This window comes from Bradyrhizobium ivorense (genome assembly GCF_900696085.1).
Classification (GTDB): domain Bacteria; phylum Pseudomonadota; class Alphaproteobacteria; order Rhizobiales; family Xanthobacteraceae; genus Bradyrhizobium; species Bradyrhizobium ivorense.
The window spans coordinates 99,726-113,410 of record NZ_CAADFC020000033.1; the positions used below are offsets into that span (position 1 = coordinate 99,726).

General features: G+C 64.7%; 13 protein-coding genes. 1 reads left to right on the top strand and 12 read right to left on the bottom strand.

The window, feature by feature from the left end:
• Nucleotides 1–432: 432 nt before the first annotated feature.
• From CI41S_RS38905 to CI41S_RS38935, 7 genes are read right to left on the bottom strand one after another with little or no spacing between them, the layout of a single operon-like run.
• Nucleotides 433–1,545, bottom strand: a complete 1,113-nt coding sequence (locus tag CI41S_RS38905) for a CaiB/BaiF CoA transferase family protein (RefSeq protein WP_139864298.1) — start codon at nucleotides 1,543–1,545, stop codon at nucleotides 433–435.
• Nucleotides 1,546–1,571: 26 nt separating this feature from the next.
• Entirely contained in the window at nucleotides 1,572–2,258 is a 687-nt protein-coding gene (locus tag CI41S_RS38910; RefSeq protein ID WP_139864299.1) for a nitroreductase, read from the bottom strand.
• A complete protein-coding gene (locus CI41S_RS38915) occupies nucleotides 2,255–3,295 on the bottom strand; it encodes a phosphotransferase family protein (RefSeq protein ID WP_139864300.1) in 1,041 nt (346 codons plus the stop codon). Before CI41S_RS38915 ends, CI41S_RS38910 begins: the two co-directional genes overlap by 4 nt.
• A gap of 5 nt (nucleotides 3,296–3,300) precedes the next feature.
• Nucleotides 3,301–4,545, bottom strand: coding sequence for an acyl-CoA dehydrogenase family protein (locus tag CI41S_RS38920; RefSeq protein WP_139864301.1), 1,245 nt, complete (start codon nucleotides 4,543–4,545; stop codon nucleotides 3,301–3,303).
• Nucleotides 4,546–4,583: 38 nt separating this feature from the next.
• A complete protein-coding gene (locus tag CI41S_RS38925) occupies nucleotides 4,584–5,369 on the bottom strand; it encodes an SDR family NAD(P)-dependent oxidoreductase (RefSeq protein ID WP_139485282.1) in 786 nt (261 codons plus the stop codon).
• A 10-nt stretch (nucleotides 5,370–5,379) separates the two neighbouring features.
• Nucleotides 5,380–6,141, bottom strand: a complete 762-nt coding sequence (locus CI41S_RS38930; RefSeq protein ID WP_139864302.1) for an SDR family NAD(P)-dependent oxidoreductase — start codon at nucleotides 6,139–6,141, stop codon at nucleotides 5,380–5,382.
• Nucleotides 6,138–7,796: an AMP-binding protein gene (locus CI41S_RS38935; RefSeq protein ID WP_139864303.1), complete on the bottom strand. Its 1,659-nt coding sequence runs from the start codon at nucleotides 7,794–7,796 to the stop codon at nucleotides 6,138–6,140. The genes CI41S_RS38930 and CI41S_RS38935 overlap by 4 nt, the downstream gene beginning before the upstream one ends.
• Nucleotides 7,797–7,980: 184 nt before the next feature.
• Here CI41S_RS38935 and CI41S_RS38940 point away from each other — a divergent pair, with 184 nt between their 5' ends.
• The gene (locus tag CI41S_RS38940; protein ID WP_139864304.1) at nucleotides 7,981–9,000 is read left to right on the top strand and encodes a zinc-binding dehydrogenase; all 1,020 of its coding nucleotides are present in this window, start codon (nucleotides 7,981–7,983) and stop codon (nucleotides 8,998–9,000) included.
• Between the two features lie 29 nt (nucleotides 9,001–9,029).
• Here the strand turns inward: CI41S_RS38940 and CI41S_RS38945 are convergent, their stop codons facing one another.
• From CI41S_RS38945 to CI41S_RS38965, 5 genes are read right to left on the bottom strand one after another with little or no spacing between them, the layout of a single operon-like run.
• On the bottom strand, nucleotides 9,030–10,247 hold the full coding sequence (locus tag CI41S_RS38945) for an ABC transporter substrate-binding protein (RefSeq protein ID WP_139864305.1): 1,218 nt from the start codon (nucleotides 10,245–10,247) through the stop codon (nucleotides 9,030–9,032).
• Between the two features lie 33 nt (nucleotides 10,248–10,280).
• A complete protein-coding gene (locus CI41S_RS38950) occupies nucleotides 10,281–10,976 on the bottom strand; it encodes an ABC transporter ATP-binding protein (protein WP_139864306.1) in 696 nt (231 codons plus the stop codon).
• Entirely contained in the window at nucleotides 10,973–11,671 is a 699-nt protein-coding gene (locus CI41S_RS38955; protein ID WP_139864721.1) for an ABC transporter ATP-binding protein, read from the bottom strand. The genes CI41S_RS38950 and CI41S_RS38955 overlap by 4 nt, the downstream gene beginning before the upstream one ends.
• A gap of 1 nt (nucleotide 11,672) precedes the next feature.
• Nucleotides 11,673–12,707, bottom strand: a complete 1,035-nt coding sequence (locus CI41S_RS38960; protein WP_139864307.1) for a branched-chain amino acid ABC transporter permease — start codon at nucleotides 12,705–12,707, stop codon at nucleotides 11,673–11,675.
• Complete coding sequence (locus CI41S_RS38965; protein WP_139864308.1) at nucleotides 12,704–13,561, bottom strand: branched-chain amino acid ABC transporter permease; 858 nt, start codon at nucleotides 13,559–13,561, stop codon at nucleotides 12,704–12,706. The genes CI41S_RS38960 and CI41S_RS38965 overlap by 4 nt, the downstream gene beginning before the upstream one ends.
• Nucleotides 13,562–13,685: the final 124 nt, after the last annotated feature.

A 13,685-nucleotide genomic window follows, 5' to 3' on the forward strand; every position in this document is an offset into this window, starting at 1 on the left:
TGCCGGCTTGCACAATAATAATCCGAACGACCGTTTAAATAATAGCACGCTCTGTCCCAACTGCAAGTCCCATGTTCGAAGGCTGGAACTCACCCCGGATCGGCTGACGGGAATTCATGCCAGCTGTTATGGCGGGAAAATGCCGTGCTTCGGCTTCGCTCATTCCCACCGGACCCGCGGGCATGACTTCCGATGAAATCGAAGACGAATTGGGTCGTCGCGCGCTCCCGGGAATTTCGACCTTGAGCCAATGAACCTCAACGCGCGAAATGACGAGATCGCGGAATTCGCGATCCGTCGCCGCATTGTCGGCGCGCAGTAGCTGAAGCAGCTAAAGCATGATCCGGAAAAGTGTGAAGCGGTTTTCCGAAAAGATCATGCTCAAACAAAGAGCTAAAGCGCGATGACGCTTCGACCCGATCTCATCGCGCTTTAGGGCTCCGGCGAAATGCCCCAATCGGCGAGGGCCTGACGGTTGTCGCGCCCCGGTGACGGCGGTCGCGTGTGAAGCTCAGACGGCGTACGTGAAAACCGCGGCGCGGGGCTCGGGTGACGTACGCCGTCGAACATGGTGTAGGCGTCTCGCGCCTTCATCTGCGGATGCGAAGGGGCCTCGTCGATCGTCAATACCGGCGCGAGACAGGCGTCGCGCCCCATCGCAGCCGCGACCCATTCGTCGCGCGTGCGGCCGGCGAATATTTCGGCAAAGCGCCGACGCGTCTGCGGCCAGGATGCGCGCTCGTTCTGGTTCGGGAGTTCCTCTGGCCTCAGCCCCATCACTTTCAACAGATTGGCATAGAAGTGCGGTTCGATCGCGCCGACGGCAATGAACCTGCCGTCCTTGGTCGCATAGCTGCCATAGAAGGGAGCGCCGCCATCGACGATGTTGTCGGCGCGCTGCTCGGTCCAACTGCCCTGCTGACGGAACGCCTGGAACGCCGACATCAGATGCGTCACGCCGTCGATCATGGCGACGTCGATCGTTTGCCCTTTGCCCGATTGCCTCGCTTCCATGGCCGCGGCAAGAAGGCCGACGGTCAGATAGAGCGCGCCGCCGCCGAGATCGGCAACCAGATTGAGCGGTGGCGGCGGCGGACGGTCCGCCTCACCCAGGCAATGCAACGCGCCGGTCAGCGCGAGGTAATTGATGTCATGCCCTGCCTCCTGCGACATCGGACCTTGCTGCCCCCAGCCGGTCATGCGTGCATAGACCAGACGCGGGTTGATGGCATGGCAAGGATCCGGCCCAAGCCCGAGCCGCTCCATCACCGAAGGCCGGAAACCCTCGATCAGCGCATCAGCCTGCGCGACGAGCTGCAGCACCGTCGCGACGCCCTGCGGCTGCTTGAGATCGAGCGCGACCGAACGCTTGTTGCGGTTGTAGAAATCGAACTGCGCCGGCAGTTCCGGCTGGACGCCTTGCCGGGGAAGGCGATCGATCCGCAGAACGTCGGCGCCGAGATCGCCGAGCAACGCACCGGCAAAGGGAGCTGGGCCAATTCCGCCCATTTCGACGATACGAAAGCCGTGCAACGGTCCGGTCAAGACGGCATCTCCTCTGATCGGAAACCTCAGCGGTGAAAACGCACAACGTCCTCGATCGGGGACCGGTCGACGCGCGCCGCGTTGGCCTTGACGTCGAGGTCCTCGTAGCCGAACGAGATGCCGAACAGCAGTTTCTGACTGTGGGGAATTCCGAGCTGCTCGCGGACAATATCGGGAAACAATCCGAGTGCGCCTTGCGCGCAGGAGGCGATGCCGCGGGCGGTGAGCGCCAGCATCAGGGTTTGCGCATACATGCCGATATCGGTCGCCTCACGCGTATCGAACGGCGCGGGCATGAAGATGAAGACGGCATGGGGCGCATCGAAGAATGCGTGGTTACGAACATAGGCCAGCTTGCGCCCAACCCGATCGCTCCGCGCCACACCCATCGCGCCATAGAGCGCCTGCGCTGCGCCGACCTGCCGTTCCCGATAGACCCCGGTGAACTTGCCGTCGGCCGGCCAGTCCGGCTTGATCGGCTCATCGCGCATGCCCGCGGCCACCAGTGCCTCTCGAAGCCGCGAGAGCGTCTCGCCCGACACGACGTGAGGGAACCATGGTTGCACGTTGCAATTCGACGGCGCCCACTGCGCCAGCGCAAACACCTCGCGAAGGATCGGAACAGGCACCTCGCACGAAAGGAATCCACGCACCGAACGGCGCCTGCGGATAGCCTCATCGACACTCATCGCGGGGCGCTCCGACATGTTCATGGCTCGCCCTCGATCAAGGCCATGCCCCGCGTCGCATAGGCACGCGCGAGCCGGCGCCCCACATTCGCGGCATCAGGTAGCGTGTTGTTACCGAGTTCGCCGCGGGCCGCGACGCCGGCGCTACCGACCGCACCGCGGAACATCGCGAAGACCTGGTGAAACACCGTCAGCCGTTCGGTCGCCGCCGCGCAGTCGTAATAGCGGCCGAGATAGTCGTGTTCGCTTGGTATTCCCATCTGCTCGAGCGGCAGACCGAGCAAGCCGCCGTTTTCGTCGGGCGCCATGCGCCACGCCTGGCTGTTGAACGCGAGATCGACCAGCGGGTGGCCCAGGGTCGACAGCTCCCAATCGAGCACGCCGATGACGTGCGGTTCGGTCGGATGAAACACGAGATTCGCCATCCGGAAGTCCCCGTGGCATAGCGCAAGGCTATCGCTTTCGGGCACACGCGCCGACAGCCACCGCACCATCCGGTCGAGCTCCGGATTGTCGTCGTCGCCGCGGCGATACTCGGCCCACAGCCTGGACCAGCGATTAAGCTGGCGGGCGAAATAGTTCCCGGGCTTGCCAAAATCGCCGAGTCCGAGCGCGCGATAGTCGAGCCGGTGGAGCGCGGCCAGTGTTTCACTCATTGACCGATAGCAGGCCGCGCGCTCCTCGGGCGCCAGTCCAGGTAGCGCGTAGTCGTAGATGACACGTCCCTTCAGCCATTCCATGAGATAGAACGGCGTTCCTAGCACCTCGCGCTCCTCGCAATAGCGATAGGGCGTCGGCGTCGGAACGGCACTTCGCTGCAGGGCCGTAAGGACCCGATATTCGCGGTCAATGGCGTGAGCCGACGGCATCAGCACGTTGTTCGGCTGCTTGCGCAGAACCGCCTGCCAATCGCCGCGCGTCACGAAATAGGTGGGATTCGACATCCCGCCGCTGGTCCGCGTCACGCGCGTCTCGGCGCTGCCGCCGAGCCAGTCCTTCAGGTATGCGTCGAGCCGACGAAGGTCGAAATCCACATCGCCGTCGCTCGCCTGTCCGTTCATTGCAATCAGCTCGCGCTCTTGCCGCTGAAGCCGAACAGATATTGCGCGACTCGGCGCATCTGCACCTCCTCGGTTCCCTCCGTGATGCGGTAGCGGCGGTGATGGCGATAGATGTGCTCGAACGGCATGGCGCGGCTGTAGCCCATGCCGCCATGCACCTGCATCGCGCGGTCCGCGGCCTCGCAACAGAGCCGGTTGGCACGGAAGTTACAGATCGACACCATGTCGCTAATGGTCAGCGGGTTCTGGCGATCCATCTGCCAAGCGGTGCGGAAGATGAAGTTGCGCAGCAACTGATAGTCGGCCCAGAGCTCGACCAGCGGAAACTGCACGGCCTGCTTCTTGGCGAGCGGCTCGCCGAACGCGACCCGCGATCTCGCGTATTTGACGGCCTCCTGGATGCAGTAGCGCGCGGCGCCGGCACTGGCCGCGGCCTGGCGAATGCGGTTCTCGTGCACGAAACGTTGCGCGACGACGAGGCCCTCGCCCTCGCGGTGCAGGATCGCGCTGTCGGGTACCCGCACATCGACGAGCTCCGTCTCCGCGTGATCGCTCGGCATGTTGAAGGTCCAGTGATTGTAGAGCACGTTGTGGCCGGGCGTATTGGTCGGCACGATGAACGCGGTGATGCCCTTGGCCTCACCCGGCTTGCCCGAAGTGCGCGCGAACACCAGATTGGCGTGCGCGCGGGCCACCTGGCTGTTCCAGCGCTTGCGGCCGTTGATGACCCAGTGATTGCCGTCGCGCACGCCGGTGGTCTCAAGCCAGGTCGCGTCGCTGCCATGCCCCGGCTCGGTCAAGCCGAACGAGAGATGCTTCTTTCCGGTGATGATACCCTCGATATAGGTTTTCTGCTCCTCAGTCCCATAATCGGCGAGCGCCGGGATGATCGGAAAATTGCCGACGATCGAGGATTCGTCTTGCAGATCGTTGTGCAGGCCGAGGCCCTTGGCCGCCAGATGCTCGCGGATCGCGGCGATCGCGAGATTCGAGGCGCTCTGCCCGCCGCATGATTTCGGCAGGCCGTAGCGCAGATGCCCGGCCTTGTCGGCGCGGCGCTCCATCTCGCCGATCACCGCCCGCCATTCGTCACGCGGTCGGCCGTCATTGTCCCAGTCGGTGCGGGCGTTCTCGCGGCGGTGATCGAAGAACTGGATGTTGTCGCGCTCGAGCGGCTTGATCTCCGCCTCGATGAACGCGTCGAGCTCGGCGAGCTTGTCGGTGATCTCCTTCGGGAGTTCGAAATCCATGGCACATTTCCTTTGTTCTTGTTGAGCTGCCCGCCCTGCTAGAGCGCGATCCGGCCATAGGGATGGGTGCTGCTGACGCCGCCATCGACCGACAGCAACTGACCATCGACATAGGAGGAATCGTCGCTCGCCAGGAACGCCGCCGCAGCCGCGATCTCCTCGGAGCGCCCGGGGCGCTTCAGCGGCGTGACGTGCCCGAGCTTGGATTCGATGCCTCGCGCGCGAGCATCTTCGAACACTTTGCGGGTCAGCTGTGTCTCGACGAGCCCGGGCAGCACCGCATTGACGCGCACGCCGGTGCCAGCGAAGGCATTCGCGGCGGTCTGCGCCAGATTGTTCACCGCCGCCTTGCTCGCGCTGTAGGAGATCGCACCCGCGTTGGCGCGCAGCGACGCCGCGGACGAGGTCAGGATGATCGAACCATAGCCCTGCGTCGTCATGTGGCGACCAGCGTATTTGATGGCGAGGAAGCAACTGATCGTGTTGATGCGATAGACCTCGGACCATTCCTCGACCGTTTGTTCCAGCAACGGCGTATTGGTCCCGGTGACGCCGATATTGGCGAAGAAGACCTCCAGCCCGCCGAACTCGGACACACATCGCGAAACGATCGCGGCCACGTTCTCCTCGACCGCGGCGTCCGTGATCATGGCAGAAGCGACGCCACCCTCGCCCCGAATCGTCGATGCGGTCTCCTCGGTATTCCCGGCGCGGCCGACCACCAGAACGGACGCGCCTTCACGCGCAAAGCGAATGGCGCTGGCGCGGCCGATCCCGCTTCCACCGCCGGTGACAACCGCGCGCTTGCCTTCGAGCCGCTTCATGCGCCTTCTCCTATTTTGCAGGAACCGTCCAACCGCCGTCGGCGGTGATGACCGCGCCCTGGATGTAGCTGGCATCGTCGCTTGCAAGGAACGCCGCGAGCGCCGCGATCTCCTCGGGCTGACCGAAGCGCCCGGCGGGCATCTCGGCCTGACGCGTCGCGATCGTCGCTTCGTCGAACTGCGCGATCGAAGGCGGCGTTCCGATCATGCCCGGTGCGATCACGTTGACGCGGATCTTCTTCGCAGCGAGCTCGATTGCAGAAGCCCGCGACAGGCCGACGACGCCGGCTTTCAGCGCAGAATAGGCTATGGAGTCCTTGGCCGGATGAAACGCCGACACCGAGCTGAGATTGACGATCGAGCCACCGCCGCGGCGCTCCATCTGGGGCACGACGGCCTGCGTCGCCCAGATCAGGCCATGCACGCCGACCGCAAACATCCGTTCCACGGTATCGACCGCGATCTGCGCCAATGGCTCAAAACGCGCGAACACGGCATTGTTGACGAGCGCAGCGACCGGCGCGGCGAACTCACGCTCGACACGCTCGAACAACGCGAGCACATCGTCGCGTCGGCCGATGTCGACCTCATATCCCCTGGTCTCGAATCCCATGTCTTTCAGTCGGCCAACCGCCGGCTCCAGCCGCTTCGCACTGATATCGACACAGGCCAGACGCCCGCCCTCACGGCCGAAGCGCTCGGCAATGGAGAAGCCAATTCCGCGCGCTGCTCCCGTGACGACGCAGACGCGGTCCTGCAAACGAGCGTTCATGCGCTGGCCTTTTGGGCGGGCTCGGCGAACGCCTTGGCGATTTCGCGAAGCTGATACTTTTGCACCTTGCCGGCCGGCGTCTTCGGCAGGTCGGCGACGATTTCGAGGCGTTCCGGCCAGTACTGCTTGGCGACCTTGTGCTCGGCCATATGCGCCTGCACGCCGGCAAGATCGAGCGTGGTGCCGGGACGCAGCACCACGAAGGCACAGGCCCGCTCTCCGAGCCGCGGATCCGGATAGCCGACGATGGCGACCGACAACACGGAAGGAAGCTTGAACATCAGGTTTTCGATATCGAAAACCGGGACATTTTCTCCGCCGCGGATGATGATGTCCTTGATGCGACCGTCGATCCGGATGTAGCCCTCGTCGTCCATGTAGGCCATGTCGCCGGTGTCGAACCAGCCGTCGGCATCGAACGGCTCCATGTCGTCGCGCTTGTAGTAGCCGAGGAACATCTGCGCACCGCGGACCTTGAGCAGCCCCCGCTCACCGACCGCAGCCGGCGAGCCGTCCATGCGCAACACCTTGACCGCAACGCCCTCGACCGGACGTCCGTCGGTCTTCGACGATTTTTCCAGCGCTCGCTCCGGCTCGGTCAGCGTGCTTGCGAGCGACTCGGTCATGCCCCACAGCGAGCAGACCTTGAGGTCGAGCTCGCGATAGGCGCGATCGATCAGCGCGGGCGGGATCGGCGCGCCTGCGCAGAGGAACTTGCGAAGCTCGGCCGGCTTCGCCGCGCCCGCGGCGACAGCCTCGCACATGTCGGCCAGGAACGTGGCGGCGCCGGCGGAATAGGTGACGCCTTCCTTGGCCATGATCGACACGCCGCGCTTGGGCTCCCAGATGTCCTGGAAGATTACGGTGGCGCCGATCTTCAGGCCGAGCAGCATGCCGGCGGCAAAGCCGGTCATGTGGCCGAGCGGCGAGCACACCAGCATGGTATCGCCGGCGTCGAGGCCGAAGCGTCCGGCAAGTCCGATGCAGCAGCCCATCAGCGTATTGAGGCAGTGCATGACGCCCTTCGGCGAACCGGTGGTTCCCGACGTGAACATCAGCACGGCCATCCGGTCGGCCGGCAGCGCGCCGATCTCGCCGACCGGCGGCGGACCGAGACGCTCGCTGCCGGACAGCAGGGCTTGGTCGAAGCCGCTTGGCCCCTCGCCATCGACCACGATGATGTGGGCAAGCTTCGGCAGCCCCGGCCGCAGCGAGCGCGCCATTGCTTCGTGGTCGAAGCCGCGGAACAGTTTTGGCACCACAAGCAGCTTGGTCTCGGCAAAGCCGAGCATGTATTTCAGTTCGTGCTCGCGGAAGATCGGCATCAGCGGATTGACCACCGCGCCGACCCGGAACGCCGCCAATGCAATCACGGCGAATTCCCACCAGTTCGGCAGTTGAACCGACACCACGTCGCCTGAACCGATGCCGAGCCGACGCAGCGAAGCCGCCGCGCGCGAGATCATGTCACCCAGCTCGACGTAAGTCAGGCGCTTCGGCGTGTCGCGATCGGCGCGATCCGCCATCAAGGCGAGCTTGTCGGGCGTCGCGGCGATCGTCTGCTGCAGGAATTCGTCAAAACTCTTGTCGACCCAAAATCCGCTGGCGCGCATCGCGCGCGCATGCGCCACGGGATCGAAGCGATTCTCGCTCATGACGTTGCCTCCATGGGATTGATCGATGCCCTTGACGGCATGTTAGTTCGCTAGTGTATTATATTTGAAGTGAACTGCAACACTAAATTCCGCGGCAATATCGTCGCTCGGCGCGCAGGCAGCGCCATGCTTGATGAGCTAGTGCATTAGTTTTGCGGTGCGGCCTAAAACAGGGAGGGCGGCCATGAAGGCGGCAGTTCTGCAACGACGCGGGCCGGACGGCGTGTCCTGGCGCGATTTCCCCGATCCTGCTCCCGCCGCAGGCGAGTCAGTGCTCAAGGTCGCAGCCTCCTCGGTCAATCGCGTCGATCTCTACATGCGCGACAATGGCGGCGGCATTACCCACACCTTGCCGCAGGTGATGGGGGTCGAAGCCGCCGGCGAGGTCGCCGAGGCCGCGCCCGGCAGCGGCTTGAAGCCGGGCATGAAGGCGGTCCTGTTCTCCGAGGCGTTCTGCGGCCAATGCCGCTACTGCCTGGCCGGCGACCAGCCGCTCTGCGAGAACGTCAGGATCATGGGCGAGCATCGCCATGGCGGCTTCGCCGATTACATCGCGATGCCGAGCAGCTGCTTCTTTCCGCTGCCAGACGATGCGGATCTGGTGGCCGCGGGCGCCCTGATGACCGGCCATCTCACCGCATGGCGGATGCTGTTCGGCAAGCGCGCGTTGCAGCCCGGCGAGAGCGTCATGATCGTCGGCATCGGTGGCGGCGTCGCGGTCGCGTGCCTGCAACTCGCAAAACTCGTCGGCGCCCGCGTGTTCGTCACTTCCTCCAGCGATGAGAAGATCGCCAGGGCCATTGCGTTGGGGGCGGACGGCGGCGTCAACTATCGGCACGACAAGGTTTCCGCCGCGATCCAGCAGATGAGCGGCGGCGGCGTCGACATGGTGATCGACAGTGTCGGCGAGGCGAGCTGGGGTGAATCGCTGCGCTCCCTGCGCCGCGGCGGCCGGCTGGTGACCTGCGGTGCCACCACGGGCTCCAACCCGCCGGCCGATCTGCAACGCGTCTTCATCCGCCAGCTCGAGATCTACGGCTCGACCGGCGGCAGCGTCGCGGAGTTCCGGCAGTTGCTCGACGTCTTCAATCGCGGTTTGGTCCGTCCAGTGATCGACTCGACGTTCAAGATGGCCGACGCCCCCGCGGCGCTCGCGCGTCTCGCCTCGGGGGCGCAGTTCGGTAAGGTGTCGCTCGTGGCGTAGCCCGGTGCCACGAGCGAACCGGATCGGCGTCACATCTTGCAGGCGGGATCGACCGGCGGAATGATGTCCGGTCCCGGCTCGATCTTCTTGATCTGGTATGCCGGCTTGCCCTCCGGACCCATCACGATCTGGCTGATCGCCATCCGCCGCGCGGTCTGGTGGTCACCTGCACGTATCTCGACGTCGCCAAGGACCGTTTCGGTCTTGAGGCCGGACAGGGCCGCGCGAACCGCGTTGATATCGGTCGAGTCTGCCTTCTTGAGCGCTGCAGCCATCAGCTGGATGGCCGCGTATTGATCGGCGCTGGTGTAAGGCGGCAGTTCGCCGTTGTATTTCTCCTTGTACGCCTTCACGAAGGCCTCGGCCTGCGCGCCGGGGAAACCGGCCACGAAACCGATGTTCTGATAGACGCCGAGCACGGTCTCGCCTTGCGCCGGCAGCGTCTGCGGGATCACGAACGAATTGCCCAGCACCATCTTGTACTTCTTGAACAGGCCGAACTGCTGCTGCTGCTTGGCGAGATTGATCGCGTCGCTGCCGAAGATCGTCACGAACAGACCTTCAGCCGGATCCGCACCGAGCTCGGAAATCTTGGTCCCGAAATCCGGCGTCCCGTTCGGCGAAAACAGGGTCTTTCCGATCGTTCCGCCCTGCGAGGTCACCAGCGCCTTGAACTTGTCGGCGGAGTCGCGCCCGGCGGCATAGTCGACCGCGAGGATGTCCCACTTCTTGATGCCCTGATCCTTCAGGAATTCCCTGAACGTCCCCATGATCATGGAGTCGTTGGCGTTGACGCGAAAATAGTTCGGCGAGCAGTTCTTTCCGGTCAGCCCGTCGGCATTGGCCATCACCTCCAGCATCAGGGCTTTCAGCGCCGGCAGCTTGGCCTGCAGCGCGGGCGTGACGGCAGATGTATCCATGCCGGTGATGAACATCGCCCCGTCCTTCTGGACCGCGCGGGTGGCGCCGTCCACCGCGGTATCGGGCGTGCCGGGATAGGAGATGTAGACGGCCTCCAGCTTCTTGCCCGCGGCGCCGCCGGCGGCGTTGATCTGCTCGACCGCGAGGTTGACGGCCTTGACCTGGGTGTCCTTCAAGCCGGCGAGCGGTCCGCTGTCGATCAGGAGAACGCCGATCTTGACCGTATCCTCGGCCCAGGCTGCGGTCGTGGCGCCCAAGGCAATTGCCGCGCCGATGGCCGCCGCGCGTAGCATGCCGAAAGCCGGACCTATAGATGATGTCTTCATTTTCCTCCCTCCTCCTCTTATCCCGATGTTCCCCTAGAGCGCCATGAGCGCTTGGTTCTCCGGAGCGCCGATGGTCCCGATCGCGCCAGAGCCAACCACCTCTCCCTTTGCCAGAATGACGAACCGATCGGTGGCACGCCTGACCAGATTGAGATGCTGCTCGACCACAAGCACGCCTGTTCCCGCCCTGCGGATGCTGTTGAGAGTGTCGACCAGCCCGTCGATCAGCACGGGCGAGAGACCTTCCGAGGGCTCATCGAGCAGGATGAGGCTTGGGTTGGCCATCAGCGCACGGCCGATCGCCAGCATCTGCTGCTGGCCGCCGCTCAGCATCGTGCCCAGCCGATCGGCGCGCTCGTCAAGCACCGGAAACAGCTCGTAGACGGTCTTCAGCGTCCAATGCCCGACCCTGCCGGTCGACCTGCCCAGCAGCAGGTTCTCCTTGACCGTGAGGTTCGGCAGGATGCGACGTCCCTGCGGTGCGATCGAGACGCCGAGCTTGGCTGCCGTGTAACCCGGCAGGGCGTCGATCCTGCGATCGCCAACCCAGATCTCGCCGGAGAGGATGTTGGTCTCGCGAAACACGGAGAGCAGCAGAGTGGATTTGCCGGCGCCGTTGCGGCCGACCAGCGCCACCGACTCGCCTTCTTCGACCGTGAGGTCGATGCCACGCAGCACGGTCGATGCGCCATAGCCGGCAAACAGCGATTGAATCCGCAGCGCGCTCATGCCGCCGTCCCCAGATAGGCCGCAATGACACGATGGTCGGCCCGGATGACGTCCGGAGTCCCCGTCGCGAGGTGGCGGCCAAGATCGAGCACGGTGACCATGTCGCAGCAGGCAAACACCGCATCGACGTCGTGCTCGACCACGACGGCGGCGATCCTGCGCTCGCGGACGAGGTCGCGCACATGCTGGAACAGGCGCAGCGTCTCTGTCGCCGACAGACCGGCGCCAGGCTCGTCCATCAAGAGGAGACGCGGGCGGCCGATCAGGGCCAACGCAACGTCGATCCGGCGCTGCACGCCATAGGCGATGCGGCCTGCCTTCTGCTCGAGATAACCGCCGAGATCCATGACCTCGATGACGTCGTCGAGCCTGTCGTCGCCGAGATGCTGCGCAACCAGCTTGAGCTGCTCATGCACGGTCAGGTCCTGGAAGATGCTGGTGCGCTGGAACGACCGCGCCATGCCCTGCCGGCGGCGCCAGCTGATCGACCGTCGCGTGATGTCCTCGCCGCAATAGCGAACGCGGCCGGAACTGGGGCGCCGTCGGCCGCAGATCGCATCGAGCAAGGTGGACTTGCCGGCACCGTTCGGGCCGATGATGCCGTGCAGCAGGCCCTCGCCGCGGATCTCGAGATCGACATCAGTCAAGGCCCGCACCGAGCCATAGCTCACCGATAGTTGTTCGATCGCGAGCATGTCAGGACGCCTCCCGCCGCCAGCCGAGCCGTCTGGACAGGCTCGAGAGGCCGCCGACGACACCCCGCGGGAACACGACGATGAACAGGACGATGGCAACACCAGTGAGAAGCTGCGTGAGGCCGCGCGCACCGAACTCGTCCTGCGCAAAGGAAAAGATCAGCCCGCCAAGAATCGGGCCGAGCGAACCGGCGATGCCACCGATCAACGCGGCGACCAGCGTGTTGGTGCTGACGAATAGCCCAAGGCTCTCCGGCGAAACGAAACCGGCATTGAGCACATGCAGGAAGCCGGCGACCGCGGCCACGACATTGACAAGCACGTATCCGATCAGCCGCGGCACGAAGGTGTTGAAGCCCGAGAAGCGCATGCGCTCCTCGTTCTCCCGGATGGCGCGGAGCACCGCACCGAGACGGGATCGCGCGATCGCCCATAACGCCAGCCCGACCAGCACGGTGACGATCCAGGCGAATGACCAGAACTGTGCCGGGTCGGTAAAGCGAACCGCGTCGACGCCGAGGACCGATCCATTGACCCGAACCACCAGTCCGTCCGCGCCTCCGGTATAGTCGCGCAATCCCTCGAGCAGCACCGCATGGCTGATCATCTCGCCGGCGGCGAGCGTCAGCATCATGAAGGCAAGCGGCTTGGTCCGGACGATCAGCGCCCCAAGGATCGCGGCATAGGCGAGCAGGATCACGAACGCGACGCACAACGCGACGGTCGGCGTCAGGCCCCAGTCACTCATGCCGATCGCGAACAGATATCCGGCGCCGCCATAGATGCTGGCCGCGCCGAGCGCCACCAGCCCGGCCTGGTTCATCAGAAAGGCGACGCTGAGCGCGAGCAGACCCAGCAGCAGGCCTTCGCTGCCGAGGCGGAGCACGAAATCGCTGGCAAGGTAGGTCGGGACGATCGCACCCGCGCCAAGCCCGATCAATCCGACGACAATACCGAGCGAAAGCCGCGAGAGCGGACCGCCGACGGTTGCTGTCGCAGGCGCATGCAGGTCGTCGGTCATGGTGCCGTTGCTCAATTCAGCACCCTCCCGCGTCCGATCCCGCCCGGTGCGATCAGAAGCACGACCATCAGCAGGATGTAAGGTACGAGCGCCGCAAGATTGGGCAGGAATACCGATCCCGCCACCTGAACGAAGCCGAACAGCAACGCCGCGATGATCGCGCCGCCGATGCTGCCGGTGCCGCCGATCACCACGATGATCAGGCAGTTCACGATCATCACGACGTCCATTCCGGGATCGACCGACAGATACGGCCCGGCCAGCACGCCGGCGATGCCGGCGAACGCCGTGCTGAGGCTGGTCACGAGCAGGCTCAGGCGATCGGCATTGATGCCCATCATGCGCGCCACCGACGGGTCCTGGCTGACCGCGCGCACGTAAAGCCCCGACGAGGTGTAGCGAAGCCACAGCGCCAGCAACACGCAGGAGCCGAGCCCCATCACGATCAGGAACAGACGATAGACCGGATAGGACAGATGCAGCACGGTCACGGAGCCCGACAGGATTTTTGGCGCATCGACGCTGCGGGCTTCGCCGCCGTAGATGTAGATGATGATCTGGCCGAGGATAATGCCGAGGCCGAGCGTCACCAGCGCCACCTCGATATGCGAGCGTCGCTGCAGCGGCCGCAACGCCAGATACTCGAATGCGATCCCGAGCAGCGCCAGCAGGATCGGAACGAGCAGCAGTGCTAGCCAGAACCCGCCGACGAGCGCGATCGTGTAGCCGAGATAGGCGCCGAGCATGTAGATCGCGCCATGCCCGAAATTGATGACGTCGCGCAGGCCATAGATCAGGGCGAGCCCGCTGGAGAGCATGATCAGCAGCGACGCCAGCGCCAGCGAATTCGCGATCAGCAGCGCGATCACGACCGCGATCTCCGGCCGCGGCGCTCAGCACGACGGCACACGACCGTCCGATGCGCCGCCAGTCTGCGCGCTTGACCTCGCAAAGGTCCCTCCTGCCATTGCTCGGCGTCCACGGCGGATGTCG

Excerpts from the sequence above, each read along its gene's own strand:
- CI41S_RS38955 (WP_139864721.1), bottom strand. The coding sequence starts at position 11,671 with ATGCTCGCGATCGAACAACTATCGGTGAGCTATGGCTCGGTGCGGGCC.
- CI41S_RS38950 (WP_139864306.1), bottom strand. The coding sequence starts at position 10,976 with ATGAGCGCGCTGCGGATTCAATCGCTGTTTGCCGGCTATGGCGCATCG.
- CI41S_RS38920 (WP_139864301.1), bottom strand. The coding sequence starts at position 4,545 with ATGGATTTCGAACTCCCGAAGGAGATCACCGACAAGCTCGCCGAGCTC.
- CI41S_RS38930 (WP_139864302.1), bottom strand. The coding sequence starts at position 6,141 with ATGAACGCTCGTTTGCAGGACCGCGTCTGCGTCGTCACGGGAGCAGCG.
- CI41S_RS38910 (WP_139864299.1), bottom strand. The coding sequence starts at position 2,258 with ATGAACATGTCGGAGCGCCCCGCGATGAGTGTCGATGAGGCTATCCGC.
- CI41S_RS38940 (WP_139864304.1), top strand. The coding sequence starts at position 7,981 with ATGAAGGCGGCAGTTCTGCAACGACGCGGGCCGGACGGCGTGTCCTGG.
- CI41S_RS38925 (WP_139485282.1), bottom strand. The coding sequence starts at position 5,369 with ATGAAGCGGCTCGAAGGCAAGCGCGCGGTTGTCACCGGCGGTGGAAGC.
- CI41S_RS38915 (WP_139864300.1), bottom strand. The coding sequence starts at position 3,295 with ATGAACGGACAGGCGAGCGACGGCGATGTGGATTTCGACCTTCGTCGG.
- CI41S_RS38945 (WP_139864305.1), bottom strand. The coding sequence starts at position 10,247 with ATGAAGACATCATCTATAGGTCCGGCTTTCGGCATGCTACGCGCGGCG.
- CI41S_RS38935 (WP_139864303.1), bottom strand. The coding sequence starts at position 7,796 with ATGAGCGAGAATCGCTTCGATCCCGTGGCGCATGCGCGCGCGATGCGC.